19 protein-coding genes are annotated in these 19,078 nt (G+C 74.4%); 7 read left to right on the top strand and 12 right to left on the bottom strand.

What is annotated here, in order from left to right; translation table 11 throughout:
• Nucleotide 1: 1 nt before the first annotated feature.
• From OG357_RS21450 to rpmG, 3 genes are read right to left on the bottom strand one after another with little or no spacing between them, the layout of a single operon-like run.
• Nucleotides 2–1,129 (bottom strand): CobW family GTP-binding protein, encoded by a 1,128-nt coding sequence (locus OG357_RS21450; RefSeq protein ID WP_329622684.1) that lies wholly within the window; start codon nt 1,127–1,129, stop codon nt 2–4.
• Nucleotides 1,129–1,383, bottom strand: a complete 255-nt coding sequence (locus OG357_RS21445) for a type B 50S ribosomal protein L31 (RefSeq protein WP_329622683.1) — start codon at nt 1,381–1,383, stop codon at nt 1,129–1,131. The genes OG357_RS21450 and OG357_RS21445 overlap by 1 nt, the downstream gene beginning before the upstream one ends.
• 5 nt (nt 1,384–1,388) lie before the next feature.
• Nucleotides 1,389–1,553 carry a 50S ribosomal protein L33 gene (gene rpmG, locus OG357_RS21440; RefSeq protein ID WP_329622682.1) on the bottom strand — a complete coding sequence of 55 codons (165 nt, stop codon included), beginning with the start codon at nt 1,551–1,553 and terminating at the stop codon, nt 1,389–1,391.
• An 84-nt stretch (nt 1,554–1,637) separates the two neighbouring features.
• Between rpmG and rpmB the strand changes: the two genes are divergently transcribed.
• A complete protein-coding gene (rpmB, locus tag OG357_RS21435; protein WP_329622681.1) occupies nt 1,638–1,874 on the top strand; it encodes a 50S ribosomal protein L28 in 237 nt (78 codons plus the stop codon).
• Nucleotides 1,874–2,179 carry a 30S ribosomal protein S14 gene (gene rpsN, locus OG357_RS21430; protein ID WP_317596602.1) on the top strand — a complete coding sequence of 102 codons (306 nt, stop codon included), beginning with the start codon at nt 1,874–1,876 and terminating at the stop codon, nt 2,177–2,179. Before rpmB ends, rpsN begins: the two co-directional genes overlap by 1 nt.
• 24 nt (nt 2,180–2,203) lie before the next feature.
• On the opposite strand, the gene OG357_RS38860 is transcribed toward rpsN, so the two are convergent.
• The 5 genes from OG357_RS38860 to OG357_RS21405 form a co-directional block, all read right to left on the bottom strand.
• The gene (locus tag OG357_RS38860; RefSeq protein WP_443066709.1) at nt 2,204–3,085 is read right to left on the bottom strand and encodes a hypothetical protein; all 882 of its coding nucleotides are present in this window, start codon (nt 3,083–3,085) and stop codon (nt 2,204–2,206) included.
• A gap of 49 nt (nt 3,086–3,134) precedes the next feature.
• Nucleotides 3,135–4,352: an RNA-guided endonuclease InsQ/TnpB family protein gene (locus OG357_RS21420; protein ID WP_329622680.1), complete on the bottom strand. Its 1,218-nt coding sequence runs from the start codon at nt 4,350–4,352 to the stop codon at nt 3,135–3,137.
• A gap of 102 nt (nt 4,353–4,454) precedes the next feature.
• A complete protein-coding gene (locus OG357_RS21415) occupies nt 4,455–6,629 on the bottom strand; it encodes an FUSC family protein (RefSeq protein WP_329622679.1) in 2,175 nt (724 codons plus the stop codon).
• 108 nt (nt 6,630–6,737) lie between these two features.
• A complete protein-coding gene (locus OG357_RS21410) occupies nt 6,738–7,880 on the bottom strand; it encodes a DUF2786 domain-containing protein (protein ID WP_443066708.1) in 1,143 nt (380 codons plus the stop codon).
• The gene (locus OG357_RS21405; protein WP_329622677.1) at nt 7,859–8,260 is read right to left on the bottom strand and encodes a winged helix-turn-helix transcriptional regulator; all 402 of its coding nucleotides are present in this window, start codon (nt 8,258–8,260) and stop codon (nt 7,859–7,861) included. Before OG357_RS21405 ends, OG357_RS21410 begins: the two co-directional genes overlap by 22 nt.
• A gap of 82 nt (nt 8,261–8,342) precedes the next feature.
• On the opposite strand from OG357_RS21405, the gene OG357_RS21400 reads away from it, so the two are divergent.
• The 3 genes from OG357_RS21400 to OG357_RS21390 all read left to right on the top strand — a co-directional run bounded on the left by OG357_RS21400 (nt 8,343) and on the right by OG357_RS21390 (nt 12,146).
• Nucleotides 8,343–9,215 carry an NAD(P)H-binding protein gene (locus OG357_RS21400; protein WP_329622676.1) on the top strand — a complete coding sequence of 291 codons (873 nt, stop codon included), beginning with the start codon at nt 8,343–8,345 and terminating at the stop codon, nt 9,213–9,215.
• Nucleotides 9,216–9,285: 70 nt separating this feature from the next.
• Nucleotides 9,286–10,038, top strand: a complete 753-nt coding sequence (locus tag OG357_RS21395) for an ABC transporter ATP-binding protein (protein ID WP_329622675.1) — start codon at nt 9,286–9,288, stop codon at nt 10,036–10,038.
• Nucleotides 10,032–12,146 carry an ABC transporter permease gene (locus OG357_RS21390; RefSeq protein WP_329622674.1) on the top strand — a complete coding sequence of 705 codons (2,115 nt, stop codon included), beginning with the start codon at nt 10,032–10,034 and terminating at the stop codon, nt 12,144–12,146. Before OG357_RS21395 ends, OG357_RS21390 begins: the two co-directional genes overlap by 7 nt.
• Before the next feature lie 116 nt (nt 12,147–12,262).
• Here the strand turns inward: OG357_RS21390 and OG357_RS21385 are convergent, their stop codons facing one another.
• Nucleotides 12,263–12,850 carry a GNAT family N-acetyltransferase gene (locus tag OG357_RS21385; RefSeq protein WP_329625650.1) on the bottom strand — a complete coding sequence of 196 codons (588 nt, stop codon included), beginning with the start codon at nt 12,848–12,850 and terminating at the stop codon, nt 12,263–12,265.
• 103 nt (nt 12,851–12,953) lie between these two features.
• Nucleotides 12,954–13,883, bottom strand: a complete 930-nt coding sequence (locus OG357_RS21380) for an NADP-dependent oxidoreductase (protein ID WP_329622673.1) — start codon at nt 13,881–13,883, stop codon at nt 12,954–12,956.
• A 154-nt stretch (nt 13,884–14,037) separates the two neighbouring features.
• On the opposite strand from OG357_RS21380, the gene OG357_RS21375 reads away from it, so the two are divergent.
• Both OG357_RS21375 and OG357_RS21370 read left to right on the top strand, forming a co-directional pair.
• Nucleotides 14,038–15,282, top strand: coding sequence for a helix-turn-helix transcriptional regulator (locus tag OG357_RS21375; RefSeq protein WP_329622672.1), 1,245 nt, complete (start codon nt 14,038–14,040; stop codon nt 15,280–15,282).
• Nucleotides 15,283–15,349: 67 nt separating this feature from the next.
• The gene (locus OG357_RS21370) at nt 15,350–17,041 is read left to right on the top strand and encodes a bifunctional 3'-5' exonuclease/DNA polymerase (protein WP_329622671.1); all 1,692 of its coding nucleotides are present in this window, start codon (nt 15,350–15,352) and stop codon (nt 17,039–17,041) included.
• 87 nt (nt 17,042–17,128) lie between these two features.
• Here the strand turns inward: OG357_RS21370 and OG357_RS21365 are convergent, their stop codons facing one another.
• Nucleotides 17,129–18,421: a hypothetical protein gene (locus tag OG357_RS21365; protein WP_329622670.1), complete on the bottom strand. Its 1,293-nt coding sequence runs from the start codon at nt 18,419–18,421 to the stop codon at nt 17,129–17,131.
• A gap of 54 nt (nt 18,422–18,475) precedes the next feature.
• Nucleotides 18,476–18,985 (bottom strand): SigE family RNA polymerase sigma factor, encoded by a 510-nt coding sequence (locus tag OG357_RS21360; RefSeq protein WP_317596626.1) that lies wholly within the window; start codon nt 18,983–18,985, stop codon nt 18,476–18,478.
• Nucleotides 18,986–19,078: the final 93 nt, after the last annotated feature.

The raw sequence follows: 19,078 nt of genomic DNA, 5'->3' as shown, positions 1-19,078 counted from the left end.
ATCAGACCTCCAGGAGGGTGTCGAACGCGGAGGCGAGCCCCTTCCAGGACTCGCGCCCGGCGGCGTACTCGGCGTCCGTGAGCAGACAGGAGCCGAGAAGCTCGGCCAGGCCGTCACGGTCCAGGCCGGGCGAGGTGAAGACCAGGTGCTGGCAGCGGTCACCGTGCTCCGGGTGCCAGTCGAGGGCCGCGGCGGCCCGCCGCACCGGCGGGACCATCTCCCAGGCCGCGTCGGGCAGCGACGCCAGCCAGGGACCGGCGCTCTCCACACAGAGCGCGCCGCCCGCCGCCTCCCACGCGAGCAGGGTGTCGGGCCGGTCGGCCAGATAGAAGCGGCCGCGACTGCGGGCGGCGGCGCAGGCCAGATCCTCCAGGGCGGACCAGAGCCGCTCGGGGTGGAAGGGCCGGTGGTGGCGCCAGACGTACGTGGCCACGCCGTGCTCGTCCGCGTCCTGCGGCAGCAGCGCGCAGGCCGGGTGCTGGGCGGCGGCCGCGGCCTCCACGTCGAAGCCGGCGAAGACCGCGGCGGCAAGACCGCCGCCCTCGACGGGGATCCGGCGGGCGGTGGGGTGGAGCTGGTCGAGCAGGGCCAGGTCCTCGGCGTCGGCCTCGGGGCTCGCGGCGACGGCGAGAACGGGCGCGTACTCCAGCTGGCGCGCCCAGGTGTCGGCGACGGTACGCCGGTCGGTGGCCGCCGCGGCGAGACCGGCATCGGCGAGGTCGTCGCCGTTGCCGAGGTACGGCAGGAGGAGCGCCGGGTCGACGGCGGTGACGACGGCGCCGATGCGGAACCCGGCGGCGGCGACGACCTCGGCCATCGCCTTGGGCTCGACGGAGTCCCAGAGCTCGACGACGGCGAGCCGGGTGAGGCCGGAGTCGCGGAGCCGCTCCAGCTCGGGGACGAGGTCCTCACGCAGGGCGCAGCAGGCGCAGTCGTTGACGAGCGGGGTCTCGCCCGTGGACAGGACGCCCGTGGCGTCCCGGACGGTACGGGCGACGGTCCCGGTCTCCGGGGCCGTCGCGAGGTCGTGGTGGAGCGCCACGCCGCCGGGGACGTCGGCCAGGAGCCGGTCCACGGCGGCGCGGCGGGCGTCGGAGTGGAGTCCTCCGACGAGGGCGACGGTGAGCATCAGCGGGCCTCGCGCGGTCCGTACCGCTTCTCGAAGCGCTCGACGCGGCCGGCGGTGTCGAGCACGCGCGCGGTGCCCGTGTAGAAGGGGTGGCTCGCCGAGGAGATCTCGACGTCGACGACGGGGTAGGTGCGCCCGTCCTCCCACTCCACGGTCTTGTCACTCGTGAGGGTGGAGCGGGTGAGGAAGGCGAGGCCGCCGGTCTTGTCACGGAAGACGACGGGCTCGTACGGGGGGTGGATGCCGGGCTTCATGGGGCTCAGCGCTCCTCTCGGAAGTCGACGTGGCGGCGGACGACCGGGTCGAACTTGCGCAGGGTGAGGCGGTCGGGGTCGTTGCGGCGGTTCTTGCGGGTGACGTAGGTGAATCCGGTGCCTGCTGTGGACCGGAGTTTGACGAGGGGGCGGAGTTCGTTGCGGGCCATGGCGTGTAGAGTAAATGAAAATGGTTCCCATTTCCAGTTTCTACGGTTTCTCTGCGGAGAGCTCTACGGAGAGGTAGGTCACCCTTGTCCGCCCACTGCCAGCTGACCGGCGCGCGGCCCGGATTCGGCAACCGGATCTCGCACTCCCACCGGCGCACCTCGCGGCGCTTCGACCCCAACATCCAGCGCAAGCGGTACTGGCTCGCCGGCGAGGGCCGGTACGTCCGGCTCACGCTCAGCGCCCGCGCGATCAAGACCGTCGACGCCATCGGCGTGGAGGCCGCCGTGGCCCGCATCCGGGCGCGCGGGGTGACGGTCTGATGGCCAAGCGCAGCAAGATCGCACGCAACGAGCGGCGGAAGACCGTCGTGGCGCGGTACGCCGAGCGGCGGGCCGAGCTGAAGGAGATCGTCCGCCGCCCCTCCACCCCCGCCGCGGACCGAGCGGCGGCGGTACGGGAACTCGGCCGCCAGCCCCGGGACGCGAGCGCGACCCGGGTACGCAACCGGGACGCGGTGGACGGCAGACCCCGGGGCCACCTGCGGAGGTTCGGGCTGTCCCGGGTCCGGATGAGGGAGCAGGCGCACGCGGGCTTCCTGCCGGGGGTGCGGAAGGCGTCGTGGTGAAGGGGCGGCCCCACGCGGCGGCGGTCAGCCCGGGAGGCTCGTGAGGAGCTTGCCCGCGCGGTCGTACATCGCGACGGAGGCCTCCCCGCCCGCCGGCCCGGTGTGCGCGTACCAGACGCCCCAGCCGGGCCGGCCCGGCAGTTCGAGCAGAGTGGCGGTGGTCCTGCCGCCCCCGGAGCCCGTGAGCTCGACCCTGCCCACCGCTCGGGTCCCGTAGTACAGGCCCGAGTGGAAGGCGCCCGCCGCCGACGCCTCGGTCTGGTGGCTCACGCCGGGCGCGGCCGTGTCGACGTTGCCGTCGGTCACGCTGCGGGTGTTCTCGTACCCGTCCGGCCCCGTCCAGTGCTTGCCCTCGGACGTCAGCCAGATCTTCCAGCCCTTCCCGGCGTCGACGCGCTCGCCGGAGGCCACGACCCGGACCGGCGTCGGCGTCCGCGCCGCCGTCCGCGTGGGCGTGGCGCGGGACGTGGGTGGCGGGACCTGGGGGGTGACCTTGGCCGGTGGGGCGGCCACCGGGGATGGGGCCGGCGGGGACGGGCTCGGGTACGTCACGGCGACGACCGCCGCCACGGCCGTCGCCGCCGCGACGACCGACAGCGCCGAGAAGGTCGCCGTACGGCGGCGGCGGAGCGTCCGGCCCGCGCGCCGGAGGGCCTCCAGCGGCACCGGGCTCGGGGTGACGCCGAAGGCCTCTCGCGCGAACGCCTCGCGGATCCGGTCGACTTCGGCGTCGGTGTCGGTGTCGGTGTCGCTCTCATGGGCGGCAGCGGGGCCGGTGTCCGGATCGGGTGCGGTTTCGGGGGTGGTCATCGGCGGGCTCCGGACGAGCCGGGGGTGGGTGCGCAGCGCGGCCAGGCCGCGTCTCGCGTGCGTCTTGACCGTGCCGAGCGAGCAGTTGAGCACCATCGCGATCTCCTGCTCGGTGAGGTCCTCCCATTGACTTCCGCTCCCCGCGCTAAAGGGCGGGGATTCCTGCCACGGTCGGCCGACCGTCTCGGTGGGTTCCTGCTTCGCAGCGCTGCGCCGGTACGCGTACCGGTCTTACCTGCGCTCCACAGGCTGACACCGCCAGTCCGGCGGCCTTGGCGATATTGACCGCCGCATTGATGTCCCGGTCCAGGACGGCTCCGCATCCCTGGCACTCCCACACACGGACGTGCAGGGGCTTGGGGCCGTCCTTGACGCCGCACACACAGCACACCTGGCTGGTCGGCTCGAAGCGTCCGATCCTGATGAAGGTCCGGCCGAACAGGGCCGCCTTGTACTCCAGCATCGCGACGAACGCGGCCCAGCCCGCGTCGTGCACGGACTTGGCCAGACGCGTACGGGCGAGCCCTTTCACCGCCAGGTCCTCCACCGCCACCGCTTGGTTCTCGCGAATGACCCGTGTGGAGAGCTGGTGGTGAAACTCGCGCCGTGCGTCGGCAACCTGTGCATGTGCCCGGGCGACCTTGCCCTTGGCCTTGTCTCGGTTGGTCGATCCCTTCACCTTGCGGCTCAGGTCCTTCTGGGCTTTCTTGAGCTTCTTCTCCGCCCGGCGCAGAAAACGCGGCGCGTCGATCTTCGTACCGTCCGAGAGGACCGCGAAGTGTCCGAGTCCCAGGTCGATGCCGACGACGGATTCGGTCTCGGGCAGCGGGGTCGGATCGGTCTCGACGACGAAGGACGCGAAGTACCGCCCGGCCGCGTCTTTGATCACGGTCACCGTGGACGGCAGGGAGGGCAGAGCGCGGGACCATTTCACCCGCACGTCCCCGATCTTCGGGAGCGCCAGTTCCCCGCTGGATGTAATCCTCCAGCGGGCGTTTGCGGTGAACCGTACGGCCTGCCGGTTGTCCTTGCGGGATTTGAAACGGGGTGCGCCCGTATGCGGGCGCTTTCCCTTGAGGCCGTCGAAGAAGTTCCGGTAGGCGGTGTCCAGGTCCCTCAGGGACTGTTGCAACACCACGGCGGACACGTCACCGAGCCAGGACCGATCGCCAGTCTTCTTCGCCTCGGTGATCAGCAGCTTCGACAGGTCCCCGGTTTTCGGGAATGGTTCGCCCGCGGCGCGGGCGGCCTCACGAACGCGCAACGCGTCGTTAAACACGACCCGGGTACACCCGAACGCCCGAGCCAGCGCGGCACGCTGCGGACCGTTCGGGTACACGCGAAACGAGTACCGGAGCTGCATACCCATCACCGTACGGGAGTGACCCTATGACCGAGTATCAGAACATTCGTGCGGGTCGGCACTGCCCCCTTGGCACTCCACGAGGCGCGGCGCGGACGGTCGTTACCGGGACCGCGTGGACTCCGCCAGTGCCTCCGTGAGCTCGTCCAGGGCGTCGAGGAGCAGCCGTGCGCCCTTGTCGAGGAGGAAGTGGTCCGGCGGGTCGGCCGACCAGGCGGCGACGGTCTCCCGGAGGTCGTCCCAGTGCGGCTCCCTGCGTTCCCGTACGTCCTTCGCTCCCTGCTCTGTCGCCCGGCGCAGGGCCTCCGCGAGGGTCGCGGCGGCGGGCAGCGGCGCGGCGCCGCGGTCCGGCAGGTGCGCCTCCAGGAGCATCGCCGCCCGGCCGAACTCCGCCAGCGCGTGCCCGGCCTCCTCCGCCGTGGCGTGCGAGAGCCCCCGGTGGCGTACCGGCTCGTGGGTCGCCCTGTCCACCGCCTCCTGCCAGGCCACGCGGGCGGCGCGGGCGGCGAGGAGCGCCTCCCGGACGTCGGGGGAGGACTGGCCGGCGGGTTCGGCGTACCGGGCGGCGACGGCGGCGGCGTACCGGCCCGACGCCGTCAGCCAGTCCGCGAGCCGGCCGCGCAGCCGGGGCGTCTCCCAGGCCGGGTAGACGGCGTAGGAGAGCATGGCGAGCAGCCCGCCGAGCAGGGTCAGCAGCACGCGCTCGCGGACCGTCTGGGTGAGGCCGGCGCCGTCCATGCCGAGCAGGAAGACGACGTACGCGGCGACGCAGACCTGGGCGACCGCGTATCCCGTGCGCATCAGCAGGTACATGCCGAAGGCGCACAGCACCGCGAGCGCGGCGGACAGGTACAGGCCCGGGTGGGCCGTCCGGACGACCGCCGTCGCGAGCGCCACGCCGACGAGCGTGCCGCCGAAGCGGGCCACGGAGCGGGCGTACGTCTGCGTGAAGTCCGGCCGCATCACCATGACGGAGGCCATCGGCGCCCAGTAGCCGTGGCCGAAGGGGAGCGCGGCGCCGAGGAGGTAGCCGGCGGCCGTGACCACCGAGACGCGGACGGCGTGGCGCAGGATCGGGGAGTCGGGGCGCAGCTCGGCACGCATCTTCGCGAGGACGATCGGCGCGAGCCGGACCATGGTCGGGCGGGCGCGGGCGGTGCCCTCCGCGGGCGTCGTCCCCGCGGGCGTCGTCCCCGCGGGCGTCGTCCCCGCGGGCGTCGTCCCCGCGGGCGTCGTCCCCGCGGGCGTCGTCCCCGCGGGCGTCGTCCCCGCGGGCGTCGTCTCGGTGCGGGGTTCCGCCGTCTCGACGACGTCGCCGAGCAGGGCGGCGAGGCGGACGGCGGCGCGGCGGGGAGGGCCGGAGAGGATCGCGCCCGTGTCGGGGGTACGGAGGGCGGCGAGGGCGGCCGGGGGGAGGGCGACCGGTTCGCCGTGCCGGATCGCGTGCGCGGCGGCGTCGAGGAGGGCGCCGGCGGCGGCCAGCAGTTCCCGTACGCGGTCCCGTTGCGGTCCCTCCTCGGGCACGCCGACGGCCGGGTCCGCGAGCGAGGCGAGGACCGGCCGGATCCGCTCGGCGAGCCCGCGCGCGCCGTGCAGCTCCGCCGGGCGGCTGCGGGCCTGGCGGGGGGTCACGGCGGCGGCGTTGCGGGCGGTCATGAGCGGTACGGGGTCGAAGGGGGCGACCGGGTCGTGGCGGAGGCGGCGGGCGTAGTCCGCCTCGGCGGCGAGCGCGTCGGCGAGGGCGTCGCGCTGGGCGCCCCAGCGGCGGACGGGGAGGAGGACGACGAGGGCGGCCTGGACGACCCCGCCGGCGAAGATCATGGCGGCGTGGCCGGCGGCGGCGGCGACGGAGGTGGGGAGGGTGACCGTCACGAGCATCATCGCCACGTTGGAGGAGGCGATGATGCCGGCGGTGGGGCCGGCGGCCCAGGCCAGCCCCGACAGGAACGTCCAGAGCAGGAGCAGGCCGAGGAAGAGGACCGGGTGCGCGCCGGCGCCGGTGACGTAGCCGAGGAACGTCGACACGGCGAGGCTGGCGCCGGAGGCGAGGGCGAGGGTGGGGCGGGGTCGCCAGGAACGCTGGAAGGTGGCGATGGCCGCCTGGAAGGCGCCGAAGGCGGAGGAGACGGCGACGGCGGGGCCGAAGAGGGCGAGCGAGAGGCCGACGACGAGGGCGAGTCCGAGGGCGCCGCGGGCGGCGATGACGGGTTCGAGCCGCGGGCGCTCGACAGTGAGCCCCGAGCGGGCGGTCTCCTTCAGGGCCCGGAGCCAACTCATGGCCCTGAGCGTATCCGCGAACGCGTATGAAACGGCCATTTCCCCCCACCCCGCCCCTTCCCGAACCCTGCCAGGGGCTGGTGGGGGGGAGGGCGGGGCCCCGGTGGCCTACGGGAGGTGGCGGCGGTTGGGGTGGAGGCCCGCCTTGTCCGCTGCCGTGGCGCCGTGGGTCCAGCCCTCCTCGTCCCAGGCCGCTCGGACCCTGGTCGTCCGGGTCTCCGGGAAGAGTTCGTCCGTGCGGTTCGTGACCGCGAGGTCGCGGGACGCGAGGGCCGGGAGGAGCGTCGGGGCCTCGGCGGCGACCCGGCGGGACGTCGCCGACAGCCGGCTGCCCAGGCGGTTGGCGTAGGCGAGGAGGAAGGACTGGCGGAACGACTTCGTACGCTTGCGGCCGCCCGCCCGCTGCTCCGCCTCCGCCCGTGTCATCGCCGCCGTCCCCTGCACGAGCAGCGACGTGTACAGAAGCTCCACCGGATCGAGGTCCGCCTCGAAGCCGACCACCGTCGAGAAGCCGTACGCCTCGTTCCACACCGCCCGGCAGTGGTTCGCCGTCGCCACCGCGTCCAGCAGGATCGCCTTCGCCTGTTCGTACGGCGGCTCCACCCCGATCCGGATCGCGCCCGGCGTCTCCGGCGACGGCGCGCCCGCCGCGAGCGTCGCCTCGTCCAGGCTGTGCCGTGCCATCAGCTCCTGGGCCTTGGCCGTGAGCGCCTCCGCCTCCTCCGGGTAGCCGGTGGCCTCCGCTTTCGCGAGCAGTGCTCGGATCCGGGCGAGCATCCGCGGCTCCCCGGCCGTCGGCGGCGGCAGCACCTCCCCCGGGACCGGGCCGACCGCGTCGAGCCTCGGCAGCCGGACCAGGATCCGGTACAGCTCCAGGACGGTCGTCGCGTACGAGAAGCGGTCCGTCGGCCGGACCGTGGAGTCGGCCAGTTCGTCCAGCTGTGCCTGCCATCGGTGGGGCAGTCGCTCGTAGCCGGCCGTTTCCGCTCTGATCAGGACCGCCAGGAGGCGGACGTGTTCGTCCGCGAGTTCGCGGCGGACCGTGCGGGCCAGGTCCGCCGGCTGCCAGCCCCTCCCCCACAGCGTCCGTACGAACTCCTCGCCGCGCCGGGTCAGTTCCGCGTCCGCGGCCCGGTCGGCGGCGGCGAGCAGCGAGGCCGCCGTGTCGAGCGAGGCGTCGTCGCTCGCGTACAGCGCCTCGAAGGCCTTGTCGATGATCGTGGTGCCGCTCACGCCGTCCTCGTGTCCCATTCCTCGCGCGACCGGGCGATCACCGCACGGTGGTCGAGCGACCAGTCGACCAGCTGCTTGATCAGCTGGGTCATGCTGTGGCCGGTCCCGGTCAGCGCGTACTCCACCTGCGGCGGGGTCGTCGGGTGGACGGTACGCGAGACGAGACCGTCGCGTTCGAGGCGGCGCAGCGTCAGGGTCAGCATCCGCTGCGAGATCCCCGGGACCAGCCGCTGGAGCTCCCGGAACCGCCGCGAACCCGGGGCGAGTTCGACGACCACGTGCACCGTCCACTTGTCGCCGAGACGATCTTGCACGTCCCGTACCCCGCACTCGTCGGCGCAGGTCACCACCGGTCCGGCAACCGGCTCCGTGGTTACCTCCGTGTGCCCTTCGGACATCAATGTGCCTCCTTCCGCGATCTTCCCCGTCCCCCCACGATGGTCTCAGCGGTCTCGGCCGTCTCGACCCCTGGGGGAAAACATGCTGCTCGTCACCGGCGTCTCCGGCGCCCTCGGCTCTCTCGTCGCCGCCCGCCTCGCCGGCCGCGACGACGTCGTCCTCGGCACCCGGGCGGCCGAGGCCACCCGCACGGCCGAGGTCACCCGCACGGCCGACGCCACCCGCGCCGGACTGCCCGGCACCCGCCGCGTCGACTTCGACGCGCCCGGGACCCTGCCCGAGGCCTTCGCCGGGGTCGACACCCTGCTCCTCGTCTCCGCCGGATACGGGGAGGACGACACGGTCGTCGCCCGCCACGAGGCCGCGATCTCCGCCGCCGAGCGGGCCGGCGTCCGGCACGTCGTCTACACGAGCCTCTCCGGCGACGGCGACCACCTGACGTACGCGCTCGCCCACCGGTGGACCGAGCGGCGGCTCCGGCGGTCCGCCACGCTCGACTGGACGATCCTCCGCAACGGCCTCTACGCGGAGTTCCTCACCTGGATCGCCGCCCCCGACGCCGAGAACCGCATCACCGGCCCCCTCGGCGAGGGCCGGCTCGCCGCCGTCGCCCGCGCGGACCTCGCCGATGTCGCCGTCGCCGTCGCCACGGACCCCGCGGCCCACCGCAACCGCGTCTACGAGCTCGTCGGCGAGCGCCCCCTCGGCGGCGCCGACCTCGCGGCGGCCCTGGGCGCCACGTACGCCCCGGGCTCGCTCGCCGACGCCCGTGCCGCCGTCGCCGCGTCCGGGGCCGTGCCCTTCCAGGTGCCGATGCTGGCGAGCACGTACTCGGCGATCGCGCACGGCTTCCTGGACGGTACGGGCGTCGAGAGCGACCTGCGCGCGCTGCTCGGCGGGCGCGAACCCCTCGACGCGCTGAACGTGTTCGTGAAGGCCGTACGGGAAAGGTAGGCCTGGCCCTACCCCCCGGACGCCCGGCAGTGGTCGTGATCGGCGGGGGCGGAAACGGTTCGCTTGAGCCATGACCACGACCACTCCTTCTGTACGGCTCCGGGGGCTCGCCCGCCACCACCGTGACGTCCGCGCCCTCGACGGCGTCGACCTCGACTTCGCCGCCGGGACCTTCACCGCCGTCATGGGCCCCTCGGGCTCCGGCAAGTCCACGCTGCTCCAGTGCGCGGCCGGGCTCGACCGGCCCACCTCCGGGAGCGTCGAGGTCGGCGGCACCGCCCTGGAGGGGCTGAGCGAGCGGCGCCTGACCCTGCTGCGGCGGGACCGGATCGGCTTCGTCTTCCAGTCCTTCAACCTGCTGTCCAGCCTGACGGCCGCGCAGAACGTGGCCCTGCCGCTCCGCCTCGCCGGCCGCCGGCCCTCCCGTACGGAGGTGCGGGAGGCCCTCGCGCGCGTCGGGCTCGCCGGGCGGGAACGGCACCGGCCCGGGGAACTCTCCGGCGGGCAGCAGCAACGGGTCGCGATCGCCCGGGCGTTGATCACCCGGCCCGCCGTCCTCTTCGGGGACGAGCCGACGGGCGCGCTCGACTCGACGACGAGCCGCGAGGTCCTGGGCATGCTGCGCCGGCTCGTCGACGAGGACGGCCAGACGATCGTCATGGTCACCCACGACCCGGTGGCGGCGGCCCGCGCGGACCGGGTGGTCTTCCTGGTCGACGGCCGCCTCGCGGGCGAACTGACGGCGCCGACGGTGGAGTCGGTCGCGGCCCGGATGGCGGGGCTCGAGGCCTCCGGCGACCCCGTGAGGAGCCCCGCATGCTGATCGTCGTCCTCTCCGGGCTCCGCGCCCGCTGGGCCTCCTTCCTCGGTGGTTTCCTCGCCCTCGCTCTCGGCGTCGGGCTGCTCGCCACCATGGGCCTCGGCCTCTCCGCCACTTTTCACGCGCCCGAGCGTTCTCCTCAACGGTTCGCCTCCTCGCCCGTCGTCGTCCAGGGCCAGGACCGGCTGACGCTCGACGTGCGGCGCGGGCCGGACACCGTCCCCGTGTCGCAGCGGCTCGACCGTCCACAGCCTGTGGACAAAGAACTCCTGCGCGAGCTCCGCACCCGCTGGACCCTCACCACCTCCGGCGGTCCCGACGCCGTCGGCGTCGACGCCCCCGCCGCCGAGGTCCGGGCCCTGGTCGGCGACCGCGCCCGGGTCCTCACCGGCGACGAACGACGCGACGCCGACCCCGACCCCGAGCGGGACGCCCAGGCCCTCGTCGGCCTCAACGCCCTCCTCGGCACCACCGGCGGCGTCACCGCCTTCGTCTCCGTCTTCGTCGTCGCCTCCACCTTCGCCTTCGCCGTCGCCCTGCGGCGCCGCGAGTTCGGCCTGCTCCGCACCGCCGGAGCCACCCCCGGGCAGGTCCGTCGCATGCTCCTCGCCGAGGCGACGGCGCTCGGCGTGCTCGCCTCCGCCACCGGGTGCGTGCTCGGCGCCGCCGGTGCGCCCCTGCTCGCCCGGACGCTCGTCGACAGCGGCCTCGCACCCGAGTGGTTCGCGGTCGGCGACGCGACCTGGCCCTTCCACCTCGCCTTCTGGACGGGCCTGACCGTCGCCCTCGCCGGGGCCGTCGCCGCGTCCCGCCGGGCCGGGAAGGTCGGCCCGACGGCCGCGCTCCGCGAGGCGGACGTCGACACCGACGTCCTGCCCCTCGGCCGGGCCCTGCTCGGTACGGGGCTGCTGGTCACGGGGCTCGGGCTGCTCGTCTGGACGTGCGTCACCGAACCGTCCGAGCTGCTGAAGCGGAAGACGTACACGACCCTCCCGATGCTCCTGATCGGCGGCGTCGCCCTGCTCTCCCCGCTCCTGGTCCGGCCCGTGGCACGGCTGCTGCGGTCGCGCGGGGCCGTGGGGACCCTCGTACGGGAGAACAGCGCCGCCTCCGTACGCCGTACCGCCGCCGTCGCCGCGCCCGTCCTCGTGACCGTGGCGCTCGCCGGGACGCTCTTCGGGTCGGCGGCGAGCGTCACGCGGACGCGGGGCGTCGAGGCGCGGGAACAGACGGCCGCTCAGTACGTGGCGAGCGGGGAGGAGTTGAGGCCGGTGACAGAAGCCCCGGACGGGGCCGTCGTCTCGCCCACCGCGTCGACCTCCCTCTTCGTACGGGACGGGGCCGAGGCCGTCGTCAAGTACGGGGCGCGGGCGGTCGCCGACCCGGCGGCCTTCGCGGAGCTCGCGCGGCTGCCCTTGGTCGCGGGGGATCTGCGGGACCTCGACGACCGGTCGATCGTCGTCAACGAGGAGTTCGAGCGGCACCGGGTCGGCGAGACCGTCGAGATCTGGCGCGCGGACGGGAGCGGTCCCGTACGGCTCCGGGTCGTGGCCGTCCTCGCGCTCGGGACCGGCGACAACGGACCGTACGTCACCCGGGCGAACGCGCCCGGCGCCGCCGTCGACCGGATCGAGGCGCGCGGCGGCGGCGCGGCCACGGCGCGGGCCCTGGAGGCGAGCGGCGGGACCGTCAGGACCGCCGACGCCTGGGCGGCGGCCGACCATCCGCCGAGCAGTCCGCAGGCCCGGCTCGGCATGATCCTGGTCCTCGGCATCGCCCTCGTCTACACGGTGATCGGCCTCGCCAACACGCTCCTCATGGCGACCTCCGTACGCGGCGGGGAACTGGCCTCGCTCCGGCTGGCCGGCGCCACCCGCACCCAGATCCTGCGGGTGGTCACGGGCGAGGCGGCGCTCGCCACCGCGATCGGGGCGCTGCTCGGCCTCGCGGTGACGGCGGCCGTCCTCGGCACCCTGGGCGCGGGCCTGGCGGCGCTCTCGGCCCCGGTGGCCCTGGTCCTCCCCTGGGCCACGGTCGGCGCCGCCGCGGCGGTCTGCGCGGCGGTCGCGATCGCCGCTTCGGCCCTCCCCGCGTGGCGCCTCACGCGCTGAGCGGCGATGGTGGGACACGGGGCGGTGACAAGGGTCGGAGCCGGGTCACCGCCCCTCCACGCGCGCGCGTGCCCGGCGGATCGGCTCCACGCGCGCGTGGAGCCCCGCCGGGAGCCCTACGAAGCCGGGGCGGCCGAAGCGGAGTCGGCCGGCTTCGCCGCGCGCCACTCGGACGCGAGGACCGACCAGACCTCCTCGTCGTGCACCTCGCCCCGGTAGGCGTAGCTCTCGCGCAGGACGCCGTCGCGCGTCATGCCGAGGCGCCGGGCCACGGCGATGCTCGGCTCGTTGCCGGAGGAGACCACCCACTCCACGCGGCGGATGCCCCGTACCTCGATCGCCCAGTCGATGAGCGCCCGCGCGGCCCGGGTCACCAGGCCCTTGCCGACCCCCGCCGGCTCCAGCCAGCAGCCCGCCTCGGCCCTGCCGCTCGCGGTGTTCAGCGTCCGGAGGATGACGGCGCCGACGAGCGTCCCCTCCGCCGACCAGATCCCGCAGATCCGGCCCGTGTCGGCCGCCACCTTCTCCGCGTACAGCTTGAGGAAGGCCCGGCTCGACTCCAGGTCGGTCACGACGTCGGGGAGGCCGTTGCGGGCGCCGATGAACTCCCGCCCCCGGTCCATGTGCGCCAGGAACTCCTCGGCCTGCCACGGTTCGAGCGGCCGCAGCTCCGCGCCGTCGTCCCCCAGGGGTATCGCGTACATCATCGTCGTCGTCGCCTTCCGCGGTCGGGTCCGGGCCTCACAGCGGAGGGATCCTCTCACCGTCCGCCGACCGCCTCCACCGACTTACCGACCGGGTCGGGCCTTACGGGATCAGTACCAACTTGCCCCGCACGTGGCCCGATTCGCTCAGTTCCTGGGCGCGGGCGGCCTCCTTCAGGGGAAGCGTGTCGGCGAGCCGGACCGCGAGGGTGCCCTCCACCGCCTGCCGGGCCTGGGCGGTGAGCGCGGCGCGTACGGCGTCCGGGGCGCCGGTGACGCCCGAGAAGGCGATCCCGTACTCGGCCGCGTCCGTCGCCGCGATCGTCGCGATCCGCTCCTTCCGTGCCGTGCCCTCCCCGCCCAGGAGCTCGATCGCGACCGGCAGCACTCCGTGCCCTGCCGCGTCGAAGACCGCGTCGACGCCGCCCGGCGCGGCGGCCCGCACCCGCTCGGCCAGCCCGTCCCCGTACGCCACCGGGATCGCGCCGAGCTCCCGCAGGTACGCGTGGTTGGACTCCGACGCGCTGCCGACGACCGTGATGCCGGCCGCGACGGCGAGCTGGACGGCCACCGAGCCGACGACGCCCGCCGCCCCGTGCAGGAAGAGCGTCTCGCCCTCCCGTACGCCGATCAGGTCCAGGACCCGCTGGGCCGTCTCCCCGGCCACCGGCAGGCTCGCGGCGGCCTCCCAGGAGAGCTCGGCGGGCTTGGGCGCGACGGTGCCGGCGATGGCGTACTCGGCGTAGGAGCCGGTCTTCGTCCAGCCGAGGACCTCGTCGCCGACGGCCAGGTCGGTGACGCCCTCGCCGAGCGCGTCGACGGTGCCGGCGAACTCCAGGCCGGGGACGGCGGGGAAGGTCGTCGGGTAGAACTCCTCGACCCAGCCGTAACGCCGCTTCCAGTCCACCGGGTTGACGCCCACCGCCGCCACCTTCACCCGGACCTCGCCGGGGCCGGGCTCCGGCACGGCGACGCCGGTCGCGTGGCGCAGCACCTCGGGGCCACCGAACTCCTCGTACACGATCGCTTCCATCTCAGCCTCCAGCGCTGCCCGTTCAGGTGTCTCTTGCTCTCCGACGTGCTCCAGCCTGTGCCACGCCCCCTCCTCTCCCCGCCCTCCGAACGGCCAGTGCCACCTGTCCGAAAGACCGGCCGGGGCCAGGCCTCGCCCCCGTACGCTGAGCCGCATGGACGCGCTCACCCTGACCTCCGCGTACGAGATCCTCCGGCAGCCGCTCGGCGAGATCCTCCCCAAGGTCTCCGCCGCCCTCGCCCCGCTGATCCCGCACGCGGACGCCGCCGAACTCTCCACCCACTGCGCCCACTCCCCCTTCAAGTCCCTCGGCGGTACGGAGCTGCTGACCGGCGCCGAACTGACGCCGCTGCTCCTGGCGGGCGTCCCCGGGACCCCCTGGCAGGGCGTCGCGACGATCGGCGGCCGGGCGCGCGAGGTCGTCGCCGTGAAGAGCGACGCGACCCGGCGCGGGGCGGTCCTCGTGCTCGTACGGGAGGACGGCGCCGCCCCGGCGGGCGCGGCCGAGCTGACCGTGGCGCAGGCCCTGTGGAACCTGGTGACCAGCCACTTCGACCGGTTCGCTACGGAGGCCATGCCGGGGGCCCTGGCCCGTTCGCGCGCGGCGGCCGACACTCGGGCCCGGGTCATCGCGGAGCTGTCGACGGCGCACGCGGCCGCGCTCTCCGGGGTCCTCGGGGTGCTGCGCAGCCGGGCCCTCGACGACACGACGGCCCGGGCGACCGCGACCGACCTGGCCGCCACGGCGCTGATCGAGATGCGGGCCGAGCAGCGACGGGACCGCGCGCTCGCCGAGGAGCCCGCGCGCGACGCCTTCGAGCGGCTCGCCGGCGAGCTGCGGCCGATGCTGCGGCACAGCGCGGTCCGGCTCGACCTGGGCGCGCCGGACTCCGACCGCTCGCTCGCGGCGGACGTCGCGCACAGCGCGCGGGCCATCGTCCGGGCGCTGCTCCTGATCGTCCTGGAGCAGGACTCGGTGCACCGGGTCCACGTCGGCTGGCAGCTGACCGAGCACGAGCTGAGGGCCTCGGTGCGGGACGACGGGGCGGGCGCCCTGGCCCCGTGCGACCTGGGGGCGGGCAGCATCCGGGACCGCCTCGACGTGCTCGGCGGACGGCTCGACATCGACGCGGTGCCGGGCTGGGGCACGACGATCACGGCGGTCCTCCCGCTGGCGACCCCGGAGGCGCCGGTCGAGGCGGCCCACCCGCTCACCGGGCTCGGCGAGCGGGAGGTGGAGGTGCTGCGGCACCTGGCGCTCGGCCACCGGAACCGGCGGATCGCGGAGGAGCTGCACATCAGCGAGTCGACGGTGAAGTTCCACGTCGCGAACATCCTGAACAAGCTGGGCGTCGACTCGCGCGGCGAGGCCGCCGCGCTCTTCCACGCGGCGGCGTAGGGCCTGTTTGGGGGTCGGCTGATGTCGTGACCCGGCGCTGTCAGTGGCGGGTGCCAGACTCGCACCCATGAGCGAGAGGTGGGCGCTGGCCGCCGAAGCCGAGGGGGACGGGGCGCTGCTCGTGCCCCTCGGCCAGGACGGGCTGCCCGCCGGGGAGGTGCGGCGCGAGCCGGACCTGGTGGCCGCCGTGCGCGCCCGGCCCGAGGTGGCCCGCTGGGTGTGGCGGTCGACGGCCGAGGTGTATCCCCGGCTGCTCGCCGCCGGGGTACGGGTCGAGCGGTGCTACGACGTGGAGGACGCCGAGCAGCTCCTCCTCGGGCACGAGGGACGGCTCGGGGAGCCCCGCTCGGCGGCGGCGGCCTGGGCGCGCCTGCGGAACGCCCCCGTACCGCCCGATCCGCCGCAGCGTGCCGCCGAGCCCGGTTCGCAGGACTCGCTCTTCGAGCCGCGGCCCGTCGCCTCCGTGCCCTTCGAGGGGCTCCTCGCGGTCTACGCGGAGCAGCTCGCCCGCCACGGCCGGGCCGAGCACCCGGGCAGGATGCGGCTGCTCACGGCCGCCGAGTCGGCGGGGATGCTGGTCGCCGCCGAGATGCACCGGGCGGGGCTGCCGTGGCGGGCGGACGTGCACCGGGACCTGCTGCACGAGCTGCTCGGCGAGCGGTACGCGGGCGGGGGCGAGCCGCGCCGCCTCGCCGAGCTCGCGGACGAGGTGTCCGCGGCCTTCGGGCGGCGGGTCCGTCCCGACCTGCCCAACGACGTGGTGAAGGCCTTCCAGCAGGCCGGCATCCGGCTGAAGTCCACCCGCCGCTGGGAGCTGGAGGAGGTCGACCACCCGGCGGTGGAGCCGCTGATCGCGTACAAGAAGCTGTACCGGATCTGGACGGCGCACGGCTGGTCGTGGCTGGCCGACTGGGTCCGGGACGGCCGCTTCCGGCCCGAGTACCTGCCGGGCGGCACGGTCAGCGGGCGCTGGACGACCAACGGCGGCGGGGCGCTCCAGATCCCGAAGGTGATCCGGCGGGCCGTGGTCGCCGACGAGGGCTGGCGGCTCGTGGTCGCGGACGCCGACCAGATGGAGCCGCGCGTCCTCGCCGCGATCTCCCGGGACCCGGGGCTGATGGAGGTCGCGGGCCACCCCGACGACCTGTACACGCGCCTGTCGGACCGGGCCTTCTCCGGCGACCGCGACCACGCCAAGATCGCGCTGCTCGGCGCGATCTACGGGCAGACCAGCGGTGACGGCCTGAAGAACCTGGCGGCGCTGCGGCGCCGCTTCCCGCTGGCGGTGGCCTATGTCGACGACGCGGCGAAGGCCGGCGAGGAGGGCCGGCTCGTCCGGACCTGGCTCGGCAGGACCAGCCCGAAGGCGGTCGGCGCGGGCGACGACGACGAGGCCGGGCTGCCCCAGGAGAGCGGTGAACCGGTGGCGGCGGAGGACGGGTTCGTGCCGGGATACGCCTCGGGGAACGCCCGGGCGCGCGGCCGCTTCACCCGGAACTTCGTCGTGCAGGGAAGCGCCGCCGACTGGGCGCTGCTGATGCTGGCGTCGCTGCGGCGCGCGCTTCGGGGGATGCGGGCGGAGCTGGTCTTCTTCCAGCACGACGAGGTGATCGTGCACTGTCCCGCGGAGGAGGCGGAGGCGGTGACGGCCGCGATCAGGGCGGCCGGGGACGAGGCGGGGCGGATCGCGTTCGGGGAGACGCCGGTGCGGTTCCCGTTCACGACGGCGACGGTCGAGCGGTACGCGGACGCCAAGTAGGGGTGCGCGGACGCCACACAGACGTGCGGGGGAGGGGTGGCGGGCCGAGCCCGCCACCCCTCCCCTGCTCCCCCGTCGGCTCAGGAGTTACTTCATGGGGAGGGTCTGCCACCTCAGGCTCAGCGCGATGGCCTTCATCTGCTCCATCGTCAGCGCGGGCTCGGCGCGTGTGGCGGGCTCGTGCTGCGCACCGGTGTTGAAGCCGGAGACGACGACCCGGAAGCCCGTGTGCGTGATGGTGTCGGCGGTCCACATGACGACACCGGAGCCGCCCTTCTCACCGGGCTGCTTGGTGAGCTTGACCTTGCGGCCGTCGGGCAAGGTGGTGACGTCCCCGCTGCCGAAGATGGCGTCGGCCGCGCCCTTCATGTTCGGCTGGACGTTGATCTGGACGAAGCTCTTGCCCTTGCCGTCGTCGACGACCACGAAGGCGTACCCGCCCTGGCCACCCTTGTCCGTGACATTCAGCCCCTTGGGCAGGAGGGAGCGCAGGGTGGCCTGGACGGCGGCGCCGCTGGGCTCCTGGGGCACCTGGCCCGTCGCCGAGGTGGGCTTCGGCTTCGGGAGCGCGGGCAGCTGATTCAGCAGCGGGCGCCAGTCCTCGGACGTGACGAGGGCCTTCAGCTGGGCGGCGGTGAAGGGCGGGTTCTCGCGGCTGATCGCGGCACCCTTCTCACCTGCGGCGTTGACCTCGCGGGCGTCGACCAGGAAGCCGTCCTTGGTGAGCAGGACCGCCCGCCAGTCCTTGGTCTCCTCGCGCTTGTCGGGGTACACGTAACCCTGGATGACCATCAGCCGGTCGCCGCCCGGCAGCCTCTCGCTGGTGCAGCTGTCGGAGGGGACGTGGACCTTGCTCGGGCACTCGACCTGCCCCGAGCCGGCCTCGCCGTCACCGCCGGCCGAGCGGTAGAGGCCGACGGACACGGCGGCCTCGCCGTCACCGTCGTCGTAGACCCCGCGGGCCGCCTGGCCCTTGGCGTCCAGGTCCTCGAACTGCCACTCCCCGTCGGGGGTGTTGGCCTTGATGACGGCCGCGATGTCCTTGACCGGGATCTTCGCGTCGCCCGGCAGCGCAGCCTCGGCGGTGCCGGTCTCGCTCCCGGGCTTCGGGGCCGCCGCGACACCGCTCACGGTCTTCGCCGCGCCGTCGGGGCCGAGCAGCGACCCGCCGTACACGCCGCCGATGCCGACGGCGGCGAGCGCGAGGGCGCCGCCGGTCACCGCGAGGCGGCGGCGCACCAGGCGGCGCCGGCCGCGGGTGAGTCCGCCCGCGACGAGCTCGCGCCGGCCGTCGACGGAGAAGCCTTCGCCGGTGCTGCGCAGGACCGCTCCGAGCTCTTCCTCGAAGCCCTCGTGCGGGGAACCTTCGTTCTGGGACATGCCGAAACCACCGTTTCCGGTTCGTGGAGGTGAAGTCTTTGGGGTGGGAGCGGGTCAGCGGGTGGCGAACTCCGCGATGTTGCCGCCGAGCCGTTCGCGCAGCTTGGCCAGCGCCCGTACGGAGCGGGTGCGGACCGCCGCCGAGCTGACGTGCAGGGCGTCGGCGGTCTCCTCGATGCTGCGGTCCTCCCAGTACCGCAGCACCACGACCGCCCGGTCCTTGGGCGCCAGTCCGGCCAGCGCGTCGAGCAGCGCGATCCGGAGTGCCGGGTCCTCGCCGTTCTCGGGTGCGCGGTCGGGCAGCTCGCCGAGCGGGCGCTCGGTGGCCGAGCGGCGCCTCTGGTGGCTGAGGAACGTGCGGACGAGCACGGTCTGGGCGTACGCGGCGGGGTTGCCGATCCGTGCCATCCGGCCCCACAGGGCGTACATCCGGCCGAGCGTCTCCTGCGTGAGATCCTCGGCGAGGTGGGTGTCGCCGCTGGTCAGCAGGCATGCGGAACGGAACAGGTGCCCCGTGCGTGCGGAGGCGAACTCCAGGAACTCGTCCGCGCGGGACTTTCTCATGCCCCTCCTTTCCCTCGCGGTCACTTGGTGTGGTCGCCGTACACCTCATTGACGCGACGGGGGTGCGGAAATGTTTCAGGGAATGTCCGAGGA

The organism is Streptomyces sp. NBC_01255 (assembly GCF_036226445.1).
Lineage (GTDB): Bacteria > Actinomycetota > Actinomycetes > Streptomycetales > Streptomycetaceae > Streptomyces.
This window is presented reverse-complemented; position numbering and strand designations above follow the sequence as displayed.